A 15,532-nucleotide genomic window follows, 5' to 3' on the forward strand; every position below is an offset into this window, starting at 1 on the left:
CTGCGCGGGCAATCAGCCAAGGTAGTGGCGGCCGAGGAAAATTGACCGGCCGCCACCACCCTCCTAGATGAGAGCATATTGGCGGTCCGGCGAGGCCGCTTTTTTGATTGCACGCTTTCTCAAGGAAGATCTTTCGATGTCCATCACACCGCTGATGCCCGTCTACCCCCGGTGCGACGTACGCCCCGTGGAAGGCGACCACTGCCACCTGATCGACGAGGATGGCACGCGCTATCTCGACTTCGCCGCGGGAATCGCGGTCAATCTGCTCGGCCATTCGCACCCCGGCCTGATCGGCGCCATTCAGGACCAGGCCGCGAGGTTGATGCACGTCTCGAACCTCTACGGAAGCCCGCAGGGCGAAGCCCTGGCGCAGCGGCTGGTCGACAAGACGTTCGCCGACACTGCCTTCTTCACCAATTCCGGCGCGGAAGCTGTGGAAACCGCCATCAAGGTTGCGCGCGCCTATCACCAGCATGCCGGCGACGATCAGAAGTTCGAACTGATCACGTTCAAGAACGCCTTCCACGGCCGCACGATGGCGACGATCAGTGCGTCCAACCAGGAAAAGATGCACAAGGGTTTTAACCCGTTGCTTCCTGGCTTCAAGTACGTCGAGTTCAACGACCTGGAAGGCGTGAAGGCAGCCATCGGTCCGCACACTGCGGGCTTCCTCGTCGAGCCGGTGCAGGGCGAGGGCGGTATCCGCGTCGCCACGCAGGAATTCATGCAGGGCCTGCGGGACCTTGCCGACGAGCATGACCTGATGCTGGTGCTGGACGAGGTGCAGTCAGGCGTCGCGCGCACGGGTACGCTCTATGCCTACGAACAGTACGGGATCGAACCCGACATCATGGCCACGGCCAAGGGCATCGGCGGCGGCTTTCCACTGGGGGCATGCCTGGCCACGGAGAAGGCCGCACGCGGAATGACCTTCGGAACGCATGGCTCCACCTACGGCGGCAACCCGCTGGCAATGGCAGCGGGCATGGCCGTGATGGATACTGTCGCCAACGACGAATTCCTTGGCCAGGTTCGCGCCAAGGGCGAACGCCTGCGTGCGCGGCTGGAGCAGTTCATTGGCAACTACCCGGAACTGTTCGAAGGCGTGCGGGGCCTTGGCCTGATGCTCGGCATCAAGATGAAGGTGGAGCCGAGACCGTTCATGCAGCACCTGCGCGACAACCACCAGTTGCTGACGGTTGCGGCCGGCGATTCCACCTTGCGCCTTTTGCCGCCGCTGGTGATCGAGGATGCCGAGATGGATGAGTTCATCGAGAAGCTCTCGGCCGGTGCGGCCGACTTCAAGGTTCCCGAACCGGCATGACGCAGCAGGGCGCCCTCGAGGTTGCGCCGATCGTGCGCAACTTCCTCGACCTGTCCGATGCGGGCGGGGACGCCATCGCGGCGATGATCAACAATGCGCAGGATCGCAAGATGGCGCGCCGCGGCTGGCCCAAGGGGCGCAGCGATACCGACCAACCGCTTGCCGGACACGTGCTGGCAATGGTGTTCGAGAAGAGTTCGACCCGGACCCGGGTCAGCTTCGATATCGCGATGCGGCAGCTGGGCGGCTCTGCCGTGATCCTCGATACCAGCACTTCGCAGCTGGGCCGGGGCGAGTCTATCGCAGACACGGCGCGCGTTCTCAGCCGAATGGCCGATGCTATCGTGGTGCGGACCGATGATCACGCGAAGATCGAGGAGGTGGCCCATTTCGCGCATGTGCCGGTGATCAACGGGCTCACCGATCGGTCCCACCCCTGCCAGATCGTGGCCGACCTGCTTACGATGGTGGAGCACCGCAAGGCGCTGCCGGGCCTGGAAGTGGCCTGGCTGGGGGACGGCAACAACGTGCTCCATTCCATCCTCGAAGCCGCGAGCCTGATGAAGTTCAACGTGCGCGTGGCGACGCCCGCCGGATACGAACCTGATGCGGAGTTCGTTCACATGGCGCGAAAGGCGGGGTCAAACGTCGTTCTGACGCAGAATGCGGTGCAGGCGGCGTCAGGTGCTGATGTCGTGATTACCGATACGTGGGTTTCCATGGGCCAGGCCCATGCGGAGGAAAAGCTGACGGCGATGGCGCCCTACAGGGTGGACGATGCGCTGATGAAGAACGCCCGGTCCGACGCCATATTCCTGCATTGTCTGCCGGCCCACGTTGGGGACGAGGTCAGTGGAGACGTGTTCGAGGGGCCGCAATCGGTCGTTTTCGACGAGGCGGAAAACCGCATACACGCGCAGAAATCGATTCTGTTGTGGTGTTTCGGCAAGCTGGGCTAGGCGCGCTTCACAACCGGCGACCGCTTCCCATATGGGTCGGATGAACGATTCAACGTCCGAAACCTTCTGCGACGAACTTCTTGGCTTCACCATTCCCTCGCGCGATACGCGCGGACGCGCGGTGCGTCTTGGGCCGGTGCTGGAGGACATTCTTTCCGCGCACGATTACGACCCGGCATTGAAGCACTGCCTGGCCGAAGCTCTGGTTCTAGCCACCCTGATGGGAGGCCTGTTAAAGGACGAGGGCGATCAACTGACGATGCAGGCGCAGGGCGAGGGTGGCATCGTCAGCCTGCTGGTATGCGATTTCCGCGACGGCCAGATCCGCGGCTATATCGAGCATGACGAGGAACAGATGGCCGCCGAAGGTGCCAATCCTTCGTTGGAGGCGCTGTTCGGCAAGGCGTACCTCGCGATCACATTCGACATCGCGAAGACGGGCAAACGCTATCAGGGGATCGTGCCGCTGGAGGGCAATTCGCTATCTGCCGCAGTCGAGAACTATTTTGCGCAGAGCGAGCAGATCCCCACGATGATCCGCACGGGCATCACCTCCGGATCGGGACACACGATCGCGGCGGGCCTGTTGATCCAGCACCTTCCCGAAGGCGAGGAAGGGCGCGAGCGGCTGCACGTTCAGCTCGATCATCCGGAATGGGAGCACGTTTCGATCCTCGCAGAAAGCATTCGCCACGATGAACTCGTCGAACGTAATCTGACGTTGGAAGAAATCGTCTGGCGACTCTACCACGAAGAAGAGAAGGTCCTCGTCACGCCAGGAGCACGCCTGTCGAAGGGATGCCGTTGCACGGTAGAGCATTTCGAAGATGTTCTTGCGCGGTTCCCCAAGGAAGACAGGCGCGACATGGCGAATGACGAAGGGATTATTCTCGTCGATTGTGCGTTCTGTTCAAAAGTCTTCCCAATTCAGGACTAACCGTTCGTCGCACGCAAGGGGCAGTTGGTCGTTAGTGGCAAGCGTGCTAAAGAGTGGTCGAAGGAGAACGTGGGGTATGTTCGGTGCCAAAGTCAGATTCGGTCTAGCAAGCGGAGCAGCTGCGGCTGTCTTTGCGCTTGCGCCCGCGTCCGCACAGGCTCCCGAGCTTGCCATGCTCGACAGGCTGGAGCGAGGGGCGTGGGAGCTTCGGCTCCGTTCCGACGGAACGACCCGCCGGGTTTGCGTTCGTACCGGCCGCGAGTTCATCCAGTTGCGGCATCGCCAGCCGGCCTGTGACCGCTTTGTGGTGCAGGACGAGAGCAACGAGGTGACCGTCCAGTACACGTGCCGCGGAAACGGCTACGGACGGACTACGATCCGCCGGGAAGGGCCGGATATGGTGCAGATCCGCAGCCAGGGCATTCATGGAGGATCGCCCTTCTCTCTGGAAGGTGAGGCGCGCCACGTCGGCCCTTGCTGAGCCGCTTCGCCTTGCCCGGTGTCGCGCCAGCGCCTAGCGAACGCCCATGAACTCACACGGCAAGATTGCAGTCGTCCTGCTCTCCGGCGGGCTGGACTCCATGGTGACCGGGGCGCTGGCGAGCGAGCAGGGGTTCCGGCTTCACGCGCTCACCATCGACTATGGCCAGCGACATTCGCGTGAGCTTCAGTCGGCTCAGGTCATCGCCCGAAAGCTGGGCGTCGAACGCCACGTTCGCCTACCTCTCGACCTGCGACAGTTCGGTGCGTCGGCCCTGACCGCCGATATCGACGTGCCGAAGGAGGGCGTCGGTAGCGACATCCCGGTAACCTATGTTCCTGCGCGAAATCTGCTCTTCCTGGCGCTGACCACAGCCTTCGCCGAAAGCTCGGGATCGAGCGACATTTTTATCGGCGTGAATGCGCTCGACTATTCGGGATATCCCGATTGCAGGCCGGAATTTATCGCCAGCTTCGCAGAAACCGCGCGGCTCGGGACGAAACAGGGAGTGGAGGGAGAACCCTTCACTATTCACGCCCCTTTGCAGCACATGACAAAGGCCGACATCGCCCGCGAATGCAAGCGGCTGGGACTGGACCCGGCGTGGAGCTGGTCCTGCTATGATCCAGCGGATGACGGACTGGCGTGTGGGCTTTGCGACAGTTGCCGCCTGCGGCTCAAAGGCTTTGCGGAGGCTGGCGTAACCGATACGACGCGCTACGCCAGCTTCCCTGACGTTTCGGCCTAGCTTCGCGCGAAGACGCCGCAGGCCACGCGGCTTCCGGCGGCTCCTGCGGGATCGGTGCGATAGTCGTCGGCTCCTTCGTGCACGACAAGCGCCGTACCGTCGGCGTCGAAGATCTGCGAGATCACCGTGTCGCTCGAGCCCCGCAATGTCGTGCTGACCGTTCCCACGCCCGCGCGGGAAACTTCGGCATTGGGCAAGTCTCCCAGGTGCGCGCCCTGCAGGTTTTCGAAGCCATGCTGGTTACCCATCGGGTTCAGGTGTCCGCCAGCTGACGTGAAATCGCCGGCACTGCAATCGCCGGTGGTGTGCAGATGGACGGCGTGCGTTCCCGCCGACAGTCCGTCGAGCGAAACCGAAATCGTCACTTCGCCGTCCTCGGCAAACAGCCTTGCGGTTCCGACATTGTTGCCGCTGCGATCCGAGATCACGGCGGAGCCTACTTCAGTCGGGGCTTCGTCGATTACCGTGGAGCAACCGGCGGTTGCCAGCAGGGAAAGGGCGATGAACGGCGTATAGCGTCGCATGAAAGACTCCTTTTCGGTGTTCCTTCATGACTACGCATTACCGGCGCGATAGGTCCTTCATGCCCGGAGGACCATACCCGAGGCTGTCAGGGCGGCGATGATTTGTTCGATCGCATCGCGAGCCTCGGCATCGACGGTTGTCCCGCCATCGGGCGCGGCCAGTGGGACCGCCCCGGTCCAGCCGCCGAAAAAGCGGACGTGCCCGCCAGTGGACCTGTCGAAGGCGCAGAAGCCGTCGACCGGCTGGACGAACAGCCAGTTCCCGGCCTGCCGGCAAGCTATCTGCCCGGCCTGGCCAGACCACTCGCCATTCGGCTGTGCCCCCACGATCCAGCACTGCCCTTCCGGAGCGGCGGCTGGTGGTTCATCGGCATGGCCCTCGACAACCGGGTGCAGCAGCGCATCCAGCAGGGCGAGGGATTCGTTGATGGTGAGTTCCTTTTGCGCCTGGGCGACACGCATAACCATGTTGCGGACCGCGCAAGCTCTCCGGTTCGCTGGCGGAGTAGAGCGTGGCCTGCGCCCCGTTGGGCCAGGTCAGCCGCCGCAGCGAAGGTTCGAATTCCGGCCCGTCGGGATAGAGGTGACAGGCAAGGATGCCGCTTTCGCCTTCCACCATGACCGCCCGCGCCTCGGCAATGGAGCGGGTAACGAGCGCGATGCGGGCATTGGGGTCCTCTTCCGCCACGTGCCGCACCCATTCGGCCCCGGCGCGGGTCTTGCCGAAACCGCGTCCGACGCAGATCAGCCACAGCTGCCAGTCCTGGGCGGGCGGCATCTGTTCCCGCCGGGCCCATAGCGGCCAGTAGCTCTCGAGCAGATCGCGCTCGCCTTCATTCAGTTCATCGAGGAAGTGCTGGCGTTCGGGGTGTTCCGCCGTGACGAGCGCGTGCTGGCGCTCAATGTCGGACATCGGGTTTGACCTCGATCACGCCATCTTCCTTCAGCAGTCGCTCCGCGGCGGCGCGGCGTTCGCGCATCCGGTCCAGCTTGGCGTTCAGGCTGGCGAGCACTGTGGCCTTGTCGCGCTTGCCCCGGCGGGCCTTTTCCTTCGCCACCGCTTCCCGGTGTGCGGTCAGCAGGCGCAGGGCATTGGCAATATCGAACTTTGTATCCCCCGGCGGCGTGCCGAAGCGAAGGCGCTGCAGCGTTTCCATCTCGAGGTGTTCGTAACCCTCCAGCAGGGCGGCGCTCCACAGCGCGCGGAATTCCGGGTTCTCGCGCCGCCACTTGTAAACGTACGACGTCATCGCCCCGGCTTTCTCGGCTGCCTTGGTGACGTTGGATGTTTCGGCCAGTTCTTCCAAGAAAACGTGCTTCCAGTTCTGCTTGAGCTTCTGCCCCTGCTGTTCCTTGCGCGGTTTGACTCGCTTCGACATGTGATCCCACCCTTGCTTCATGCGTCGGTAAGCCCGACCGGCTGGCACGAAAAAGGCGGCCCCCATGGAGGGACCGCCCTTCTGGCGCCGCTGCGCCGACTCGGTTTATCGCGATGTTCCGTTTCTCTAACCAAACAGTGTCACGATGTCAATATAAAAGTGCCAAAGAGGTTAGTTTGTTGGAATGGCCGGGCGCGGTCGCTATGGCTTGCGGGGAGGGCGGTCCTGCCCTAAGCGCCGGAAAACCTTTCGGGACCGGCAATGCTACGCGGACTTTACAACTGGACGATGGCCAAGGCCGCGCATCCCCAGGCGCAGTGGTGGCTGGCCTTCTTCTCCTTCATCGAATCCAGCTTCTTCCCCATCCCTCCGCATCCCTTGCTGGGCCTGATGTGCCTGGCAGAGCCGAAGCGCGCGATCCGCTTTGCCGCGATCTGCACCGTGGCATCGGTGCTGGGCGGCTTGTTCGGTTACCTGATCGGCTACTTCCTCTACGAGGCGGTGGGCGAATGGCTGATCGGCGTGCTGGGCCTGACCGACAGTTTCCCCAAGGCGGCCTGCTACATCCGCGAACAGGGCGCGGCGGCCGTTTTTCTGGCCGCCGGCACACCGATCCCGTTCAAGCTGATGACGATCACGGCGGGCTTCATCGAGATGAACCTCGTCACTTTCGTGATCGCCGCGATCGCCGGGCGCGCGCTGATCTTCATGGTGGTGGGCGTGCTGTTCCAGCTGTTTGGCGCGCCGATCAAGGCGATCATCGACAAGTACCTGGGAACGGTGACGACAGTGTTCGTGCTGCTGGTGGTAGCCGGTTTCATCGCGATCACCCAGCTGGGCGGCAGCGAGGGCGACGGCCCCGCATCCGACGATCCCTGCGCGCAGGTGACCTCCCTCGATCAGCTCTAGGGCACTCGCTCCAACGTTATTTCGACTATCCACGAAATAACGCTTGCTTTCCGGCAAAACATTTCGATAATAGTCGAAATGAAACAGGAAGACGTCATCGCCGCGCTGGCTGCGCTCGCCCACGATCACCGCCTCGCGGTGTTCCGCCTGCTGGTGCAGCAGGGCAAGGAAGGGCTGGCTGCCGGCGCCATTGCCACCAGGCTGGGCGTGCCCAACTCGTCGCTCTCGTTCCACCTGACGCAATTGCAGCAGGCCGGAATCGTGTCGCAGCGACGCGAGGGGCGATCGCTGATCTATTCGGCAGACTATGCCGCGATGGATGCCCTCCTCGGCTTCCTGACCGAAAACTGCTGTGCGGGCGCAGGGTGCGAACCCGATCTGCAGAACAAGAAGGAGCAGTGCGAATGAAACGTATGCATGTCCACATGGGCGTTCGCGATCTGGAATCGTCCATCGCTTTCTACAGCGCCCTGTTCGGTGCGGAGCCGACCGTGCGCAAGGATGACTATGCCAAGTGGATGCTCGACGATCCGCGCCTCAACTTCGCAATTTCGCATGAACACACGGCTCTGGGTATCGAGCATCTCGGGATCGAGGCCGAATCGACCGAGGAACTGCGCGAAGTCTACGCGCGGCTCGAATCCGCCAAGCGGCCCGTGCTCGAAGAGGGATGCACGACGTGCTGCTATGCCCGGAGCGAGAAGAGCTGGATCGCCGATCCCGACGGCGTGAACTGGGAAGCGTTCTACACTTCCGGGGAAGCGACCTTCTACGGCGGCCCAGTGGAAGCCGCGCAACCCGCGCCGGTTCCCTCGGCCGCCTGCTGCGCCTGAGGCACAATGCGCAACGTGCTGTTCCTGTGCACGGCCAATTCGGCTCGCTCGATCCTGGCCGAAGCCATCCTGCGCGATGCAGCGCCCGGCCGCTTCGCCGCCTTCTCCGCGGGCAGCAGTCCGCGCGGCGTGCCCAATCCGCTGGCGCTGCAGTTGCTTGCGGCAAAGGGCCATGAAACGCGCGATCTGCGCTCCAAGAACTGGAACGAGTTCGCGGGCCAGGGCGCGCCGACGATGCACGCCGTGATCACGGTGTGCGACAATGCCAAGGGCGAAAGCTGCCCGATCTGGCCCGGCCATCCGGTGCAGGCCCACTGGGGCATTCCCGATCCCGCCGGTGTGGCGGCAGACGGCTCGCACGTCGACGGCGATCTCTCCGGCTTCGAGACCGCCTATCGCCGCCTGGCCGAAAGGGTGGGTGCCATGCTGACGCTGGAGGAAGAGGCGATGACCGAGCGCGAATGGCGCGATGCTCTCATTGCGATCGGCCGCGAGGCGGAAGGATCGACCGTCCATGTATGAATACGACCTGCCGCGCCGCCTGATGGCGGAGGCGATCGGCAGCTTCTTCCTCTTCGCCGGCGTGCTCGGATCCGGGGTAATGGCGGAGAACCTCGCGGGCGGAAACGTCGCCCTGGCGCTGCTCGCCAACACGGTGGCGACCGGAGCTATCCTCTATGTCATCATCGCCATGCTCGGCCCCGTTTCCGGTGCCCATTTCAACCCGGCGGTGACCCTAGCCTTCACCCTGCGCCGGGAAACCGGGTGGGGAGAAGGCGCGGCCTATGTGCTGGCACAGCTGAACGCAGGCGCGCTGGGCGCCTGGGCCGTGCACCTGATGTTCGACCTGCCGATCATGCAGTTCTCCACCAAGGCGCGCGAGGGTATCGGCCAGTGGGCGGGGGAGGGGATCGCCACGTTCGGTCTCGTCTTCACGATCCTGGCTCTGGTGCGCACGAGAGCGGCGGCGATACCCCTGGCCGTGGCGCTCTACATCACCGCCGCCTACTGGTTCACGAGCTCAACCAGCTTCGCCAACCCCGCGATCACGGTGGTGCGAAGCCTCTCCAATACATTTGCCGGCATAGCCCCCGCCGATGTTCCCGCCTTCGTCGCCGCACAGTTGGCAGGTGCGGTGCTGGCAGTGCTGCTGGCGAGGTGGATGTTCGAAAGCGGGGCTAGCCCTCGAACTTCGTCTCCAGCGTGATCTCGGTATCGAGCAGGCGGGAGATCGGGCACCCTTCCTTCGCTTCCTTCGCCAGCTCCTCGAACTTCGCCTGGTCCAGACCAGGGACCTTGCCCTTGGTGCTGAGCGCCGACTTCGTCACCTTGAACCCGGAATCGTCCTTTTCCAGCGTAACCTCGGCATGGGTCGTGACGGAGCCGTCCTCATGCCCGGCCTCTGCCAGCTTGAAGCTGAGGGCCATGGTGAAACAGCTGGCATGGGCCGCGGCGATCAGTTCTTCTGGATTGGTGCCGGGGGCATCCTCGAAGCGGGTCTGAAAACCGTAGGGCTGCGCGGAAAGGGCGCCCGATCCTGTCGAGACATGCCCCTTTCCACCTTTGCCAAGTCCCTGATAGGTCGCGCTGCCTGTGTTCTTCGTCTTCATGGGGAATTCTCCTTTCCTCCAAAGACGCGTGGCAGGCAGGCGTTGTTCCGGTTTCTAGATGATCCCCACGGCCTTCCCGGCGCGCTCGAACATGCCCAGGATCGTCTCGACTTCCTCGTCGGAATGCTCTGCGCACAAGGAGCAGCGCAGCAGGGTCATGTTGGCAGGCGTCGCCGGTGGGCGGGCAAGGTTCACGTAGAGCCCTTCGGTCAGCAGCGCGCTCCACATGGCCGCGCCCTTTTCCAGGTCGGGCATGATGACGGCGACGATGGCGCTCTGCGGTTCGTCCGTGCCCAGCTTGAAGCCGAGTTCGGTCAGGCCGGAATGGAGGCGCTGTGAGTTTTTCCAGAGGTGCTCGCGCTTGTCCTTCGCGGTCATCAGCTTGCGGATCGAGGTGGCGGCGGTGGCGACCACGCTCGGCGGCAGGCTGGCGGTGAACACGTAGGGGCGGCACACAAGGCGCATGATCTCGAACTTGGGATGGTTCGAAACGCAGAAGCCGCCCACGGTGCCGACGCTTTTCGAGAAGGTGCCGATGATGAAATCGACATCGTCGATCACGCCGGCCTGTTCCACCACGCCGCGGCCATTCTCGCCGATGAAGCCCATCGAATGCGCCTCGTCCACCAGCACCATCGCACCGTTGGCCTTGGCGACCTTCACCATTTCGGCGAGCGGGGCGATGTCGCCCAGCATCGAGTAGACACCTTCCAGCACTACCAGCTTGCCTGCACCTTCGGGGATGCGCTTCAGGCGCTTTTCCATCGCCTCGATGTCGTTGTGCTTGAAGGGCACGATCTCGGCATTGCCCATCGCGCAGCCGTCCCAGATGCTGGCATGACTGTCGATGTCGAGGACGACGTAGTCGCCCTTGCCCGCGATGGTGGAAATGATGCCGAGATTGGCCTGGTAGCCGGTGGAGAACACCATGGCGTGATCCATGGCGTAGAATTCGCGCAGGGCGTCCTCGCACTCGCGGTGGCCCTGGTAGGTGCCGTTGAGGACCCGGCTGCCGGTCGTACCGCTGCCGAAGTCGGCGAGCGCCTTCTGGCCGGCCGCGATTACGTCCGGGTCGAAAGTCATGCCCATGTAATTGTAGGTGCCCAGCAGGATCGTGTCGCGGCCGTTGCAGATTGCACGGGTGGGCGAGAGCACCTTTTCCATGACCAGCGAGAATGGATCTTCCACACCGCTCGCCAGCAGGTTTTCCCGCAGGGCAATCGTATCATCGAACTTGCTGAACAGGTCCTTCGTGTCGCCTTCGAGCACTTCCGGCTTGTCCGACTGCATGACTCCTTCGCTCATATCCGCCTCAGCTGCTCACCTGGTCGTGCACGGCATCGACGAGTTGTCCGTATTTCTCGATCTCGGCCTGCTGGTTCATCGAGATGATGATGTCGAATTCGTCCTCGATCGCGGCAACGAAATCCATCACCGTCAGGCTGTCGAATTCCAGGTCGCCTGCAAAGGTCGTGTCGTCGGTGATTGTGATGCCCTTCTTGTTGAAGGACTCGATTATCGTGCGGATGCGGTTGTCGACTTCGGCGCGGTCCATCGGCGAAAAATTCCTCGGCTAGAAAGCGGGCTGCCCCCTATAGGGCAGCGCGAAGGATGCGGCAAAGCTTTCGCGCCGCCGCTTGTCAAGCGCAGCGCCGGGTGCGGCATGGCCGCCTTACCGGCGTGTCGTATTGTCTGGTTGCGGTTTGCCGAGGTGCCTCAGGCCACGCCGCTGCGGACAGGCTCGACCGCGCGATCTTCCATCAGATCCTTCACCGCGGCCATGAACGGGCCGATGCTGACAGGCTTCGACAGGTAGCCTTCGGCTCCCGATTCGCGGATCCGCTGCTCGTCCCCCTTGCCCGCGTAGGCCGTGACGGCAAGGACCGGCACTTCGGCCAGATCGGCATCGCGCTTGAGGATGGAAATGAGGTCCAGGCCCGAAACGTCCTGAAGCTGGATATCCATGACGACCAGGTTGGGTGTGAAGGCGCGTGCAGCCTCGATCGCAAGGTTTCCGTCGGAAACGGGTTCGACCGAGAAGCCACCCGCTTGCAGCACGTCGCAGAAAAGCTTCCGATTAAGATCGTTGTCCTCGACAACGAGGATACGCTTGTTCATTGAGCCCCCGAACGTCTCCGACCCTTGAAGACACCTGTGCATAACCTGTGAATGGATTGCTGACAATTATTAATCCCGATGAAGATTCGGTTAAGGACGCCTCCGCTTTGGCGCTTGCCGCGCTGGGCTGGGTGCTGGCGGACGACAACCGTGCGCAGCGCCTGCTCGACCTTACCGGGCTGACCCCGGACGGTTTGCGCGAATCGATTGGCGAGGTCGAAACCCACCGGGCCATCCTGGATTTCCTCGCCGCGCACGAACCCGACCTCGTCGGAGCAGCCGATGCGCTGGAGATCGCACCCGAGCAATTCGTGGCCGCACGAAGGGAACTTCGCCGATGAGCCGCCCTCTGGTTGTCACCGACTGCGACGAGGTGCTGCTGCACATGGTCCGCCATTTCCGCGACTGGCTGGATAGCGAGCACGACATCGAGTTCACGCTGGAAGGTAATCCCTTCGTCCAGTCCATGCGCCGCCGCGGCAGCAACGAAGACATCGCCGAGGAGGATGTCTGGGCGCTGCTGGGCGGCTTCTTCGATACGGAGATGGAGAAGCAACTGCCGATAGAAGGCTCGGTAGCGGCGATTGCCGAACTGCAGCGCGAAGCCGACGTGGTGGTTCTCACCAACCTGGTCGACGAACGGAACGAGGCCCGCCGTCGCCAGCTCGAGGCGCTGGGCATCAGGGCTCCGGTCTACACCAATCAGGGCCCCAAAGGCGGCGCGCTTGGCCGCATCGCCCGCGAACATGCGGCCGAACGCATCGTGTTCATCGACGATATCGCCAAGCATCACGAATCCGCGGCGGAAACGGTACCGCATGTCCATCGGCTGCACTTTTGCGGCGAGCCCGCCATCGCCCCGCACGTGCCCTGCGCGCTGGAAGCGGGCTACGCCCACGCGCGGATAGACAACTGGGCCGACGCCCTGCCATGGATCATGGACACCCTGCACGGAGAGACACGATGAGCATCGAAGCGCGGCTTGAAGAGCTTGGCATCACGCTGCCCGAAACTTCGCCGCCACTGGCCAGCTACGTGCCGGTCATGGTTCACGGCGATCTCGCCTTCGTGTCGGGACAACTGCCCTTCATCGACGGAGAGGTCGTGACCGGCACGCTTGGGAAAGACGTCGATCTGGACCGGGCCGTGGCTGCGGCGCGCGCCTGTGGACTGATGATCCTGGCACAGCTTCGCACCGCTATCGGCTCGCTCGACAAGGTGGAGCGCATCGTCAAGCTGGGCGGCTTCGTCGCCTCCACTCCCGACTTCACCGACCAGCACAAGGTCGTGAACGGTGCCTCGGACCTGATGTTCGACGTGTTCGGAGACAAGGGCCGCCATGCCCGTGCCGCCGTCGGCGTGCCCAGCCTGCCGGTCGGGGCCGCGGTCGAGGTGGACGCGGTGATCGCCATTGCCGCGCGCTGACGCGCTGGAGGCGCTGTCCGCCTGCGCCTACGCCCACCGGGGCCTTCACGACGGTACGGTGCCGGAGAACTCCATCGCCGCCTTCCGCGCAGCGATGGACGCCGGTTTCGGGATCGAATGCGACATCCGCAAGAGCAGCGACGGACGCGCAGTGGTCTTTCACGACGCCGGACTGGAGCGGCTGACGGATCGCATCGGTGCAATGGACACGCGGTCCGTCGGAGAGCTGACCTCCATCACCCTCAGGGGCAGCGAAGAGACGATCCCGACCCTGCGCGACACGCTGGACCTCGTCTCGGGAAGCGTCCCGTTGCTGCTGGAGCTGAAAAGCGACGACAGGAGGCCCGTCGACGCCCTGTGCCGGGCTGTGCGGCGCGATCTCGACGGGTACCGGGGTCCGGTGGCCATCATGAGCTTCGATCCGCGCATTCCGCGCTGGTTTGCGCACAGGGAACCCAACGTGCCGCGTGGCCTCGTCGTCACGGAGCAGGATTCGCGAACCCTGGCTGCTGCGCTGAAGCGGCGGCTCGCGGTGTTTTCCGCGAACCCTGACTTTCTCGCGCTCGACGTGCGCGACTTGCCCAGCCGCCTCGCGCGCAGACAGGCGGCGAGAGGCCGTGCGCTGTTCAGCTGGACCGTGCGCAGCGGGGACCAGCTGGAAACCGCGCTTCGAAGCGGAGCGGTGCCGATCCTGGAAGGGGCGGGGGTGGCGGCCTGGGAAGCGGGCTCCTAGATTGGCGGCAATGGCCGACAATGCCCTCACTGCACGACTGGCCCCTGCCATCGGCGAAGTTCCGGCCGCCGAGTGGGATCGACTGGCCGGAACGGACAATCCCTTCACCAGTCATGCCTTTCTCACCCTGCTGGAAGAGTCCGGCAGCGTGGGCCCCGGCACCGGGTGGACGCCTGCGCCCCTCCTGCTGGAAGACGGCGGCCGCCTGGTCGGAGCCCTGCCAAGCTATCTGAAGGGCCACAGTCAGGGCGAATACGTGTTCGACTACGCCTGGGCGGATGCCTGGCATCGCGCGGGCGGCGACTATTACCCCAAGCTGCAGATCTCGGTGCCCTTCACGCCTGCGACGGGCCCTCGGGTCCTGGTCGAAGAGGATCGTCACGCCGTTTTCCTGCTGCGCGCGGCGGAACAACTGGTGGCGCAGAACGGCTGGTCGAGCGCGCATGCCACCTTCGTCGAACCGGGCCAGCAGGCCCTCTTCGAAGACGCGGGCTGGCTGCGGCGAGAGGATATCCAGTTCCACTGGTACAACCGCGACTATGCCGATTTCGAAGGCTTCCTGGCCGACCTGACTTCGCGCAAGCGCAAGGACCTGCGCAAGGAACGCCGGGCGGCCAACGAGGGGCTGGATATTCGCGCGCTGAGCGGAGGCGACATCAGGCCCGAGCACTGGGATGCGTTCTGGCTGTTCTACCAGGATACCGGGGCACGCAAATGGGGCACGCCCTACCTGACGCGCGAGGCCTTCGATCTCATGGGCGAGCGCATGGCCGACAGGCTGCTCCTGCTGCTGGCATTCGAGGATGGCGCGCCGATTGCAGGCGCGCTGAACTTCATCGGCGGGCAGGCGCTATACGGTCGCTACTGGGGCTGCCTGGAACAGCGGCCCTTCCTGCATTTCGAACTGTGCTATTACCGCGCCATCGACGCGGCGATCGAACTTGGCCTCGACCGGGTAGAGGCCGGGGCACAGGGAGGCCACAAGCTGGCCCGCGGTTACGAGCCTGTGGCGACCGTCTCGATGCACCACCTGGCAGATCCCGGATTTCGGGCCGCAGTCGAGGATTTCCTCGAGCGCGAGCGCATGGGCGTCGATATCGACAGGCTCCACCTGACCGAACGGACGCCTTTCAAGCAGCGCTGAGCGCAGACCCGGCGGGCCGTCAGGCCGCGTCTTCCATGCCCTGGCGCAGCCATTCGCGTGCACGGCGCTGGGCTTCGGCGATTTCTCGCGCGGTCATCTCGTCCGAAACGTCGGCGCGGCACCAGCTCGCCGCTTCGTGCCCCTGCGCGGCTGCGAGGTTGAACCACTTGTGTGCTTCCACGAGGTCGCAATCGACGCCGTGGCTGCCAGTGGAATAGGCAACGCCGAGGTCGTAATAGGCATTTGTGTCGCCTTCGGCCGCGGCTGCAAGGCAGCGCGCGATCAGCATGTCGGCACCCGATACATCGGCCGGATGCACTTTGACGAAAGTCTCGATCTTGGCGAGTTCCATGATCGTAAAGTCCCCTGTTTTCCCCCCCGGTCCCCAACGTCCGAGTAAGGCGA

24 protein-coding genes are annotated in these 15,532 nt (G+C 63.8%); 15 read left to right on the top strand and 9 right to left on the bottom strand.

Annotated elements, in window-relative coordinates; genetic code table 11:
* The first annotated feature begins 136 nt into the window (after positions 1–136).
* The 5 genes from AAA989_RS07780 (at position 137) to queC (ending at position 4,452) form a co-directional block, all read left to right on the top strand.
* Complete coding sequence (locus tag AAA989_RS07780) at positions 137–1,327, top strand: aspartate aminotransferase family protein (protein WP_338242291.1); 1,191 nt, start codon at positions 137–139, stop codon at positions 1,325–1,327.
* The gene (gene argF, locus AAA989_RS07785) at positions 1,324–2,286 is read left to right on the top strand and encodes an ornithine carbamoyltransferase (RefSeq protein ID WP_338242292.1); all 963 of its coding nucleotides are present in this window, start codon (positions 1,324–1,326) and stop codon (positions 2,284–2,286) included. Before AAA989_RS07780 ends, argF begins: the two co-directional genes overlap by 4 nt.
* A gap of 40 nt (positions 2,287–2,326) precedes the next feature.
* Positions 2,327–3,223 (top strand): Hsp33 family molecular chaperone HslO, encoded by an 897-nt coding sequence (gene hslO / locus AAA989_RS07790; RefSeq protein WP_338242293.1) that lies wholly within the window; start codon positions 2,327–2,329, stop codon positions 3,221–3,223.
* A gap of 172 nt (positions 3,224–3,395) precedes the next feature.
* Positions 3,396–3,704: a hypothetical protein gene (locus AAA989_RS07795; RefSeq protein ID WP_338242294.1), complete on the top strand. Its 309-nt coding sequence runs from the start codon at positions 3,396–3,398 to the stop codon at positions 3,702–3,704.
* Positions 3,705–3,750: 46 nt separating this feature from the next.
* Positions 3,751–4,452, top strand: a complete 702-nt coding sequence (gene queC / locus AAA989_RS07800) for a 7-cyano-7-deazaguanine synthase QueC (RefSeq protein ID WP_338242295.1) — start codon at positions 3,751–3,753, stop codon at positions 4,450–4,452.
* On the opposite strand, the gene AAA989_RS07805 is transcribed toward queC, so the two are convergent.
* The 4 genes from AAA989_RS07805 to AAA989_RS07820 are packed head-to-tail and all read right to left on the bottom strand — an operon-like array spanning position 4,449 to position 6,355.
* Positions 4,449–4,976 carry a superoxide dismutase family protein gene (locus tag AAA989_RS07805; protein ID WP_338242297.1) on the bottom strand — a complete coding sequence of 176 codons (528 nt, stop codon included), beginning with the start codon at positions 4,974–4,976 and terminating at the stop codon, positions 4,449–4,451. The genes queC and AAA989_RS07805 overlap by 4 nt on opposite strands.
* Positions 4,977–5,033: 57 nt before the next feature.
* Positions 5,034–5,444 (bottom strand): DUF2793 domain-containing protein, encoded by a 411-nt coding sequence (locus tag AAA989_RS07810; RefSeq protein WP_338242298.1) that lies wholly within the window; start codon positions 5,442–5,444, stop codon positions 5,034–5,036.
* Positions 5,341–5,889 carry a terminase large subunit domain-containing protein gene (locus tag AAA989_RS07815; RefSeq protein WP_434781439.1) on the bottom strand — a complete coding sequence of 183 codons (549 nt, stop codon included), beginning with the start codon at positions 5,887–5,889 and terminating at the stop codon, positions 5,341–5,343. Before AAA989_RS07815 ends, AAA989_RS07810 begins: the two co-directional genes overlap by 104 nt.
* Positions 5,876–6,355 (bottom strand): hypothetical protein, encoded by a 480-nt coding sequence (locus AAA989_RS07820; RefSeq protein WP_338242300.1) that lies wholly within the window; start codon positions 6,353–6,355, stop codon positions 5,876–5,878. The genes AAA989_RS07815 and AAA989_RS07820 overlap by 14 nt, the downstream gene beginning before the upstream one ends.
* A gap of 261 nt (positions 6,356–6,616) precedes the next feature.
* On the opposite strand from AAA989_RS07820, the gene AAA989_RS07825 reads away from it, so the two are divergent.
* The 5 genes from AAA989_RS07825 (at position 6,617) to AAA989_RS07845 (ending at position 9,304) form a co-directional block, all read left to right on the top strand.
* Positions 6,617–7,264 carry a YqaA family protein gene (locus AAA989_RS07825; protein ID WP_338242301.1) on the top strand — a complete coding sequence of 216 codons (648 nt, stop codon included), beginning with the start codon at positions 6,617–6,619 and terminating at the stop codon, positions 7,262–7,264.
* Positions 7,265–7,342: 78 nt separating this feature from the next.
* Positions 7,343–7,672 carry an ArsR/SmtB family transcription factor gene (locus AAA989_RS07830; protein WP_338242302.1) on the top strand — a complete coding sequence of 110 codons (330 nt, stop codon included), beginning with the start codon at positions 7,343–7,345 and terminating at the stop codon, positions 7,670–7,672.
* The gene (locus AAA989_RS07835) at positions 7,669–8,097 is read left to right on the top strand and encodes an ArsI/CadI family heavy metal resistance metalloenzyme (RefSeq protein WP_338242303.1); all 429 of its coding nucleotides are present in this window, start codon (positions 7,669–7,671) and stop codon (positions 8,095–8,097) included. The genes AAA989_RS07830 and AAA989_RS07835 overlap by 4 nt, the downstream gene beginning before the upstream one ends.
* Positions 8,098–8,103: 6 nt before the next feature.
* Positions 8,104–8,619: an arsenate reductase ArsC gene (locus AAA989_RS07840; protein WP_338242304.1), complete on the top strand. Its 516-nt coding sequence runs from the start codon at positions 8,104–8,106 to the stop codon at positions 8,617–8,619.
* Positions 8,612–9,304, top strand: coding sequence for an aquaporin (locus AAA989_RS07845; protein WP_338242305.1), 693 nt, complete (start codon positions 8,612–8,614; stop codon positions 9,302–9,304). Before AAA989_RS07840 ends, AAA989_RS07845 begins: the two co-directional genes overlap by 8 nt.
* On the opposite strand, the gene AAA989_RS07850 is transcribed toward AAA989_RS07845, so the two are convergent.
* From AAA989_RS07850 to AAA989_RS07865, 4 genes are all read right to left on the bottom strand, one after another.
* A complete protein-coding gene (locus AAA989_RS07850; protein WP_338242307.1) occupies positions 9,276–9,707 on the bottom strand; it encodes an OsmC family protein in 432 nt (143 codons plus the stop codon). The genes AAA989_RS07845 and AAA989_RS07850 overlap by 29 nt on opposite strands.
* Positions 9,708–9,761: 54 nt before the next feature.
* Positions 9,762–11,012: a serine palmitoyltransferase gene (gene spt / locus AAA989_RS07855; RefSeq protein WP_338242308.1), complete on the bottom strand. Its 1,251-nt coding sequence runs from the start codon at positions 11,010–11,012 to the stop codon at positions 9,762–9,764.
* A gap of 7 nt (positions 11,013–11,019) precedes the next feature.
* The gene (locus tag AAA989_RS07860) at positions 11,020–11,262 is read right to left on the bottom strand and encodes an acyl carrier protein (RefSeq protein WP_338242309.1); all 243 of its coding nucleotides are present in this window, start codon (positions 11,260–11,262) and stop codon (positions 11,020–11,022) included.
* Positions 11,263–11,423: 161 nt separating this feature from the next.
* Positions 11,424–11,825: a response regulator gene (locus tag AAA989_RS07865; protein ID WP_338242312.1), complete on the bottom strand. Its 402-nt coding sequence runs from the start codon at positions 11,823–11,825 to the stop codon at positions 11,424–11,426.
* A 107-nt stretch (positions 11,826–11,932) separates the two neighbouring features.
* Here AAA989_RS07865 and AAA989_RS07870 point away from each other — a divergent pair, with 107 nt between their 5' ends.
* Genes AAA989_RS07870 through AAA989_RS07890 form a run of 5 tightly spaced genes read left to right on the top strand, consistent with a single transcriptional unit; the run spans position 11,933 to position 15,127 of the window.
* Complete coding sequence (locus AAA989_RS07870; RefSeq protein WP_434781440.1) at positions 11,933–12,166, top strand: DUF3572 family protein; 234 nt, start codon at positions 11,933–11,935, stop codon at positions 12,164–12,166.
* Entirely contained in the window at positions 12,163–12,792 is a 630-nt protein-coding gene (locus AAA989_RS07875) for an HAD family hydrolase (RefSeq protein WP_338242313.1), read from the top strand. Before AAA989_RS07870 ends, AAA989_RS07875 begins: the two co-directional genes overlap by 4 nt.
* Positions 12,789–13,250 (top strand): RidA family protein, encoded by a 462-nt coding sequence (locus AAA989_RS07880; protein WP_338242315.1) that lies wholly within the window; start codon positions 12,789–12,791, stop codon positions 13,248–13,250. Before AAA989_RS07875 ends, AAA989_RS07880 begins: the two co-directional genes overlap by 4 nt.
* A complete protein-coding gene (locus AAA989_RS07885; protein ID WP_338242317.1) occupies positions 13,237–13,983 on the top strand; it encodes a glycerophosphodiester phosphodiesterase family protein in 747 nt (248 codons plus the stop codon). The genes AAA989_RS07880 and AAA989_RS07885 overlap by 14 nt, the downstream gene beginning before the upstream one ends.
* Positions 13,984–13,993: 10 nt before the next feature.
* Positions 13,994–15,127, top strand: a complete 1,134-nt coding sequence (locus tag AAA989_RS07890; protein WP_338242318.1) for a GNAT family N-acetyltransferase — start codon at positions 13,994–13,996, stop codon at positions 15,125–15,127.
* Between the two features lie 19 nt (positions 15,128–15,146).
* Here AAA989_RS07890 and AAA989_RS07895 read toward each other — a convergent pair whose 3' ends face one another.
* A complete protein-coding gene (locus AAA989_RS07895; protein ID WP_338242320.1) occupies positions 15,147–15,479 on the bottom strand; it encodes an SEL1-like repeat protein in 333 nt (110 codons plus the stop codon).
* Positions 15,480–15,532 lie beyond the last annotated feature (53 nt).

It is taken from the genome of Aurantiacibacter hainanensis, assembly GCF_036321025.1.
Classification (GTDB): Bacteria; Pseudomonadota; Alphaproteobacteria; order Sphingomonadales; family Sphingomonadaceae; genus Alteraurantiacibacter; species Alteraurantiacibacter hainanensis.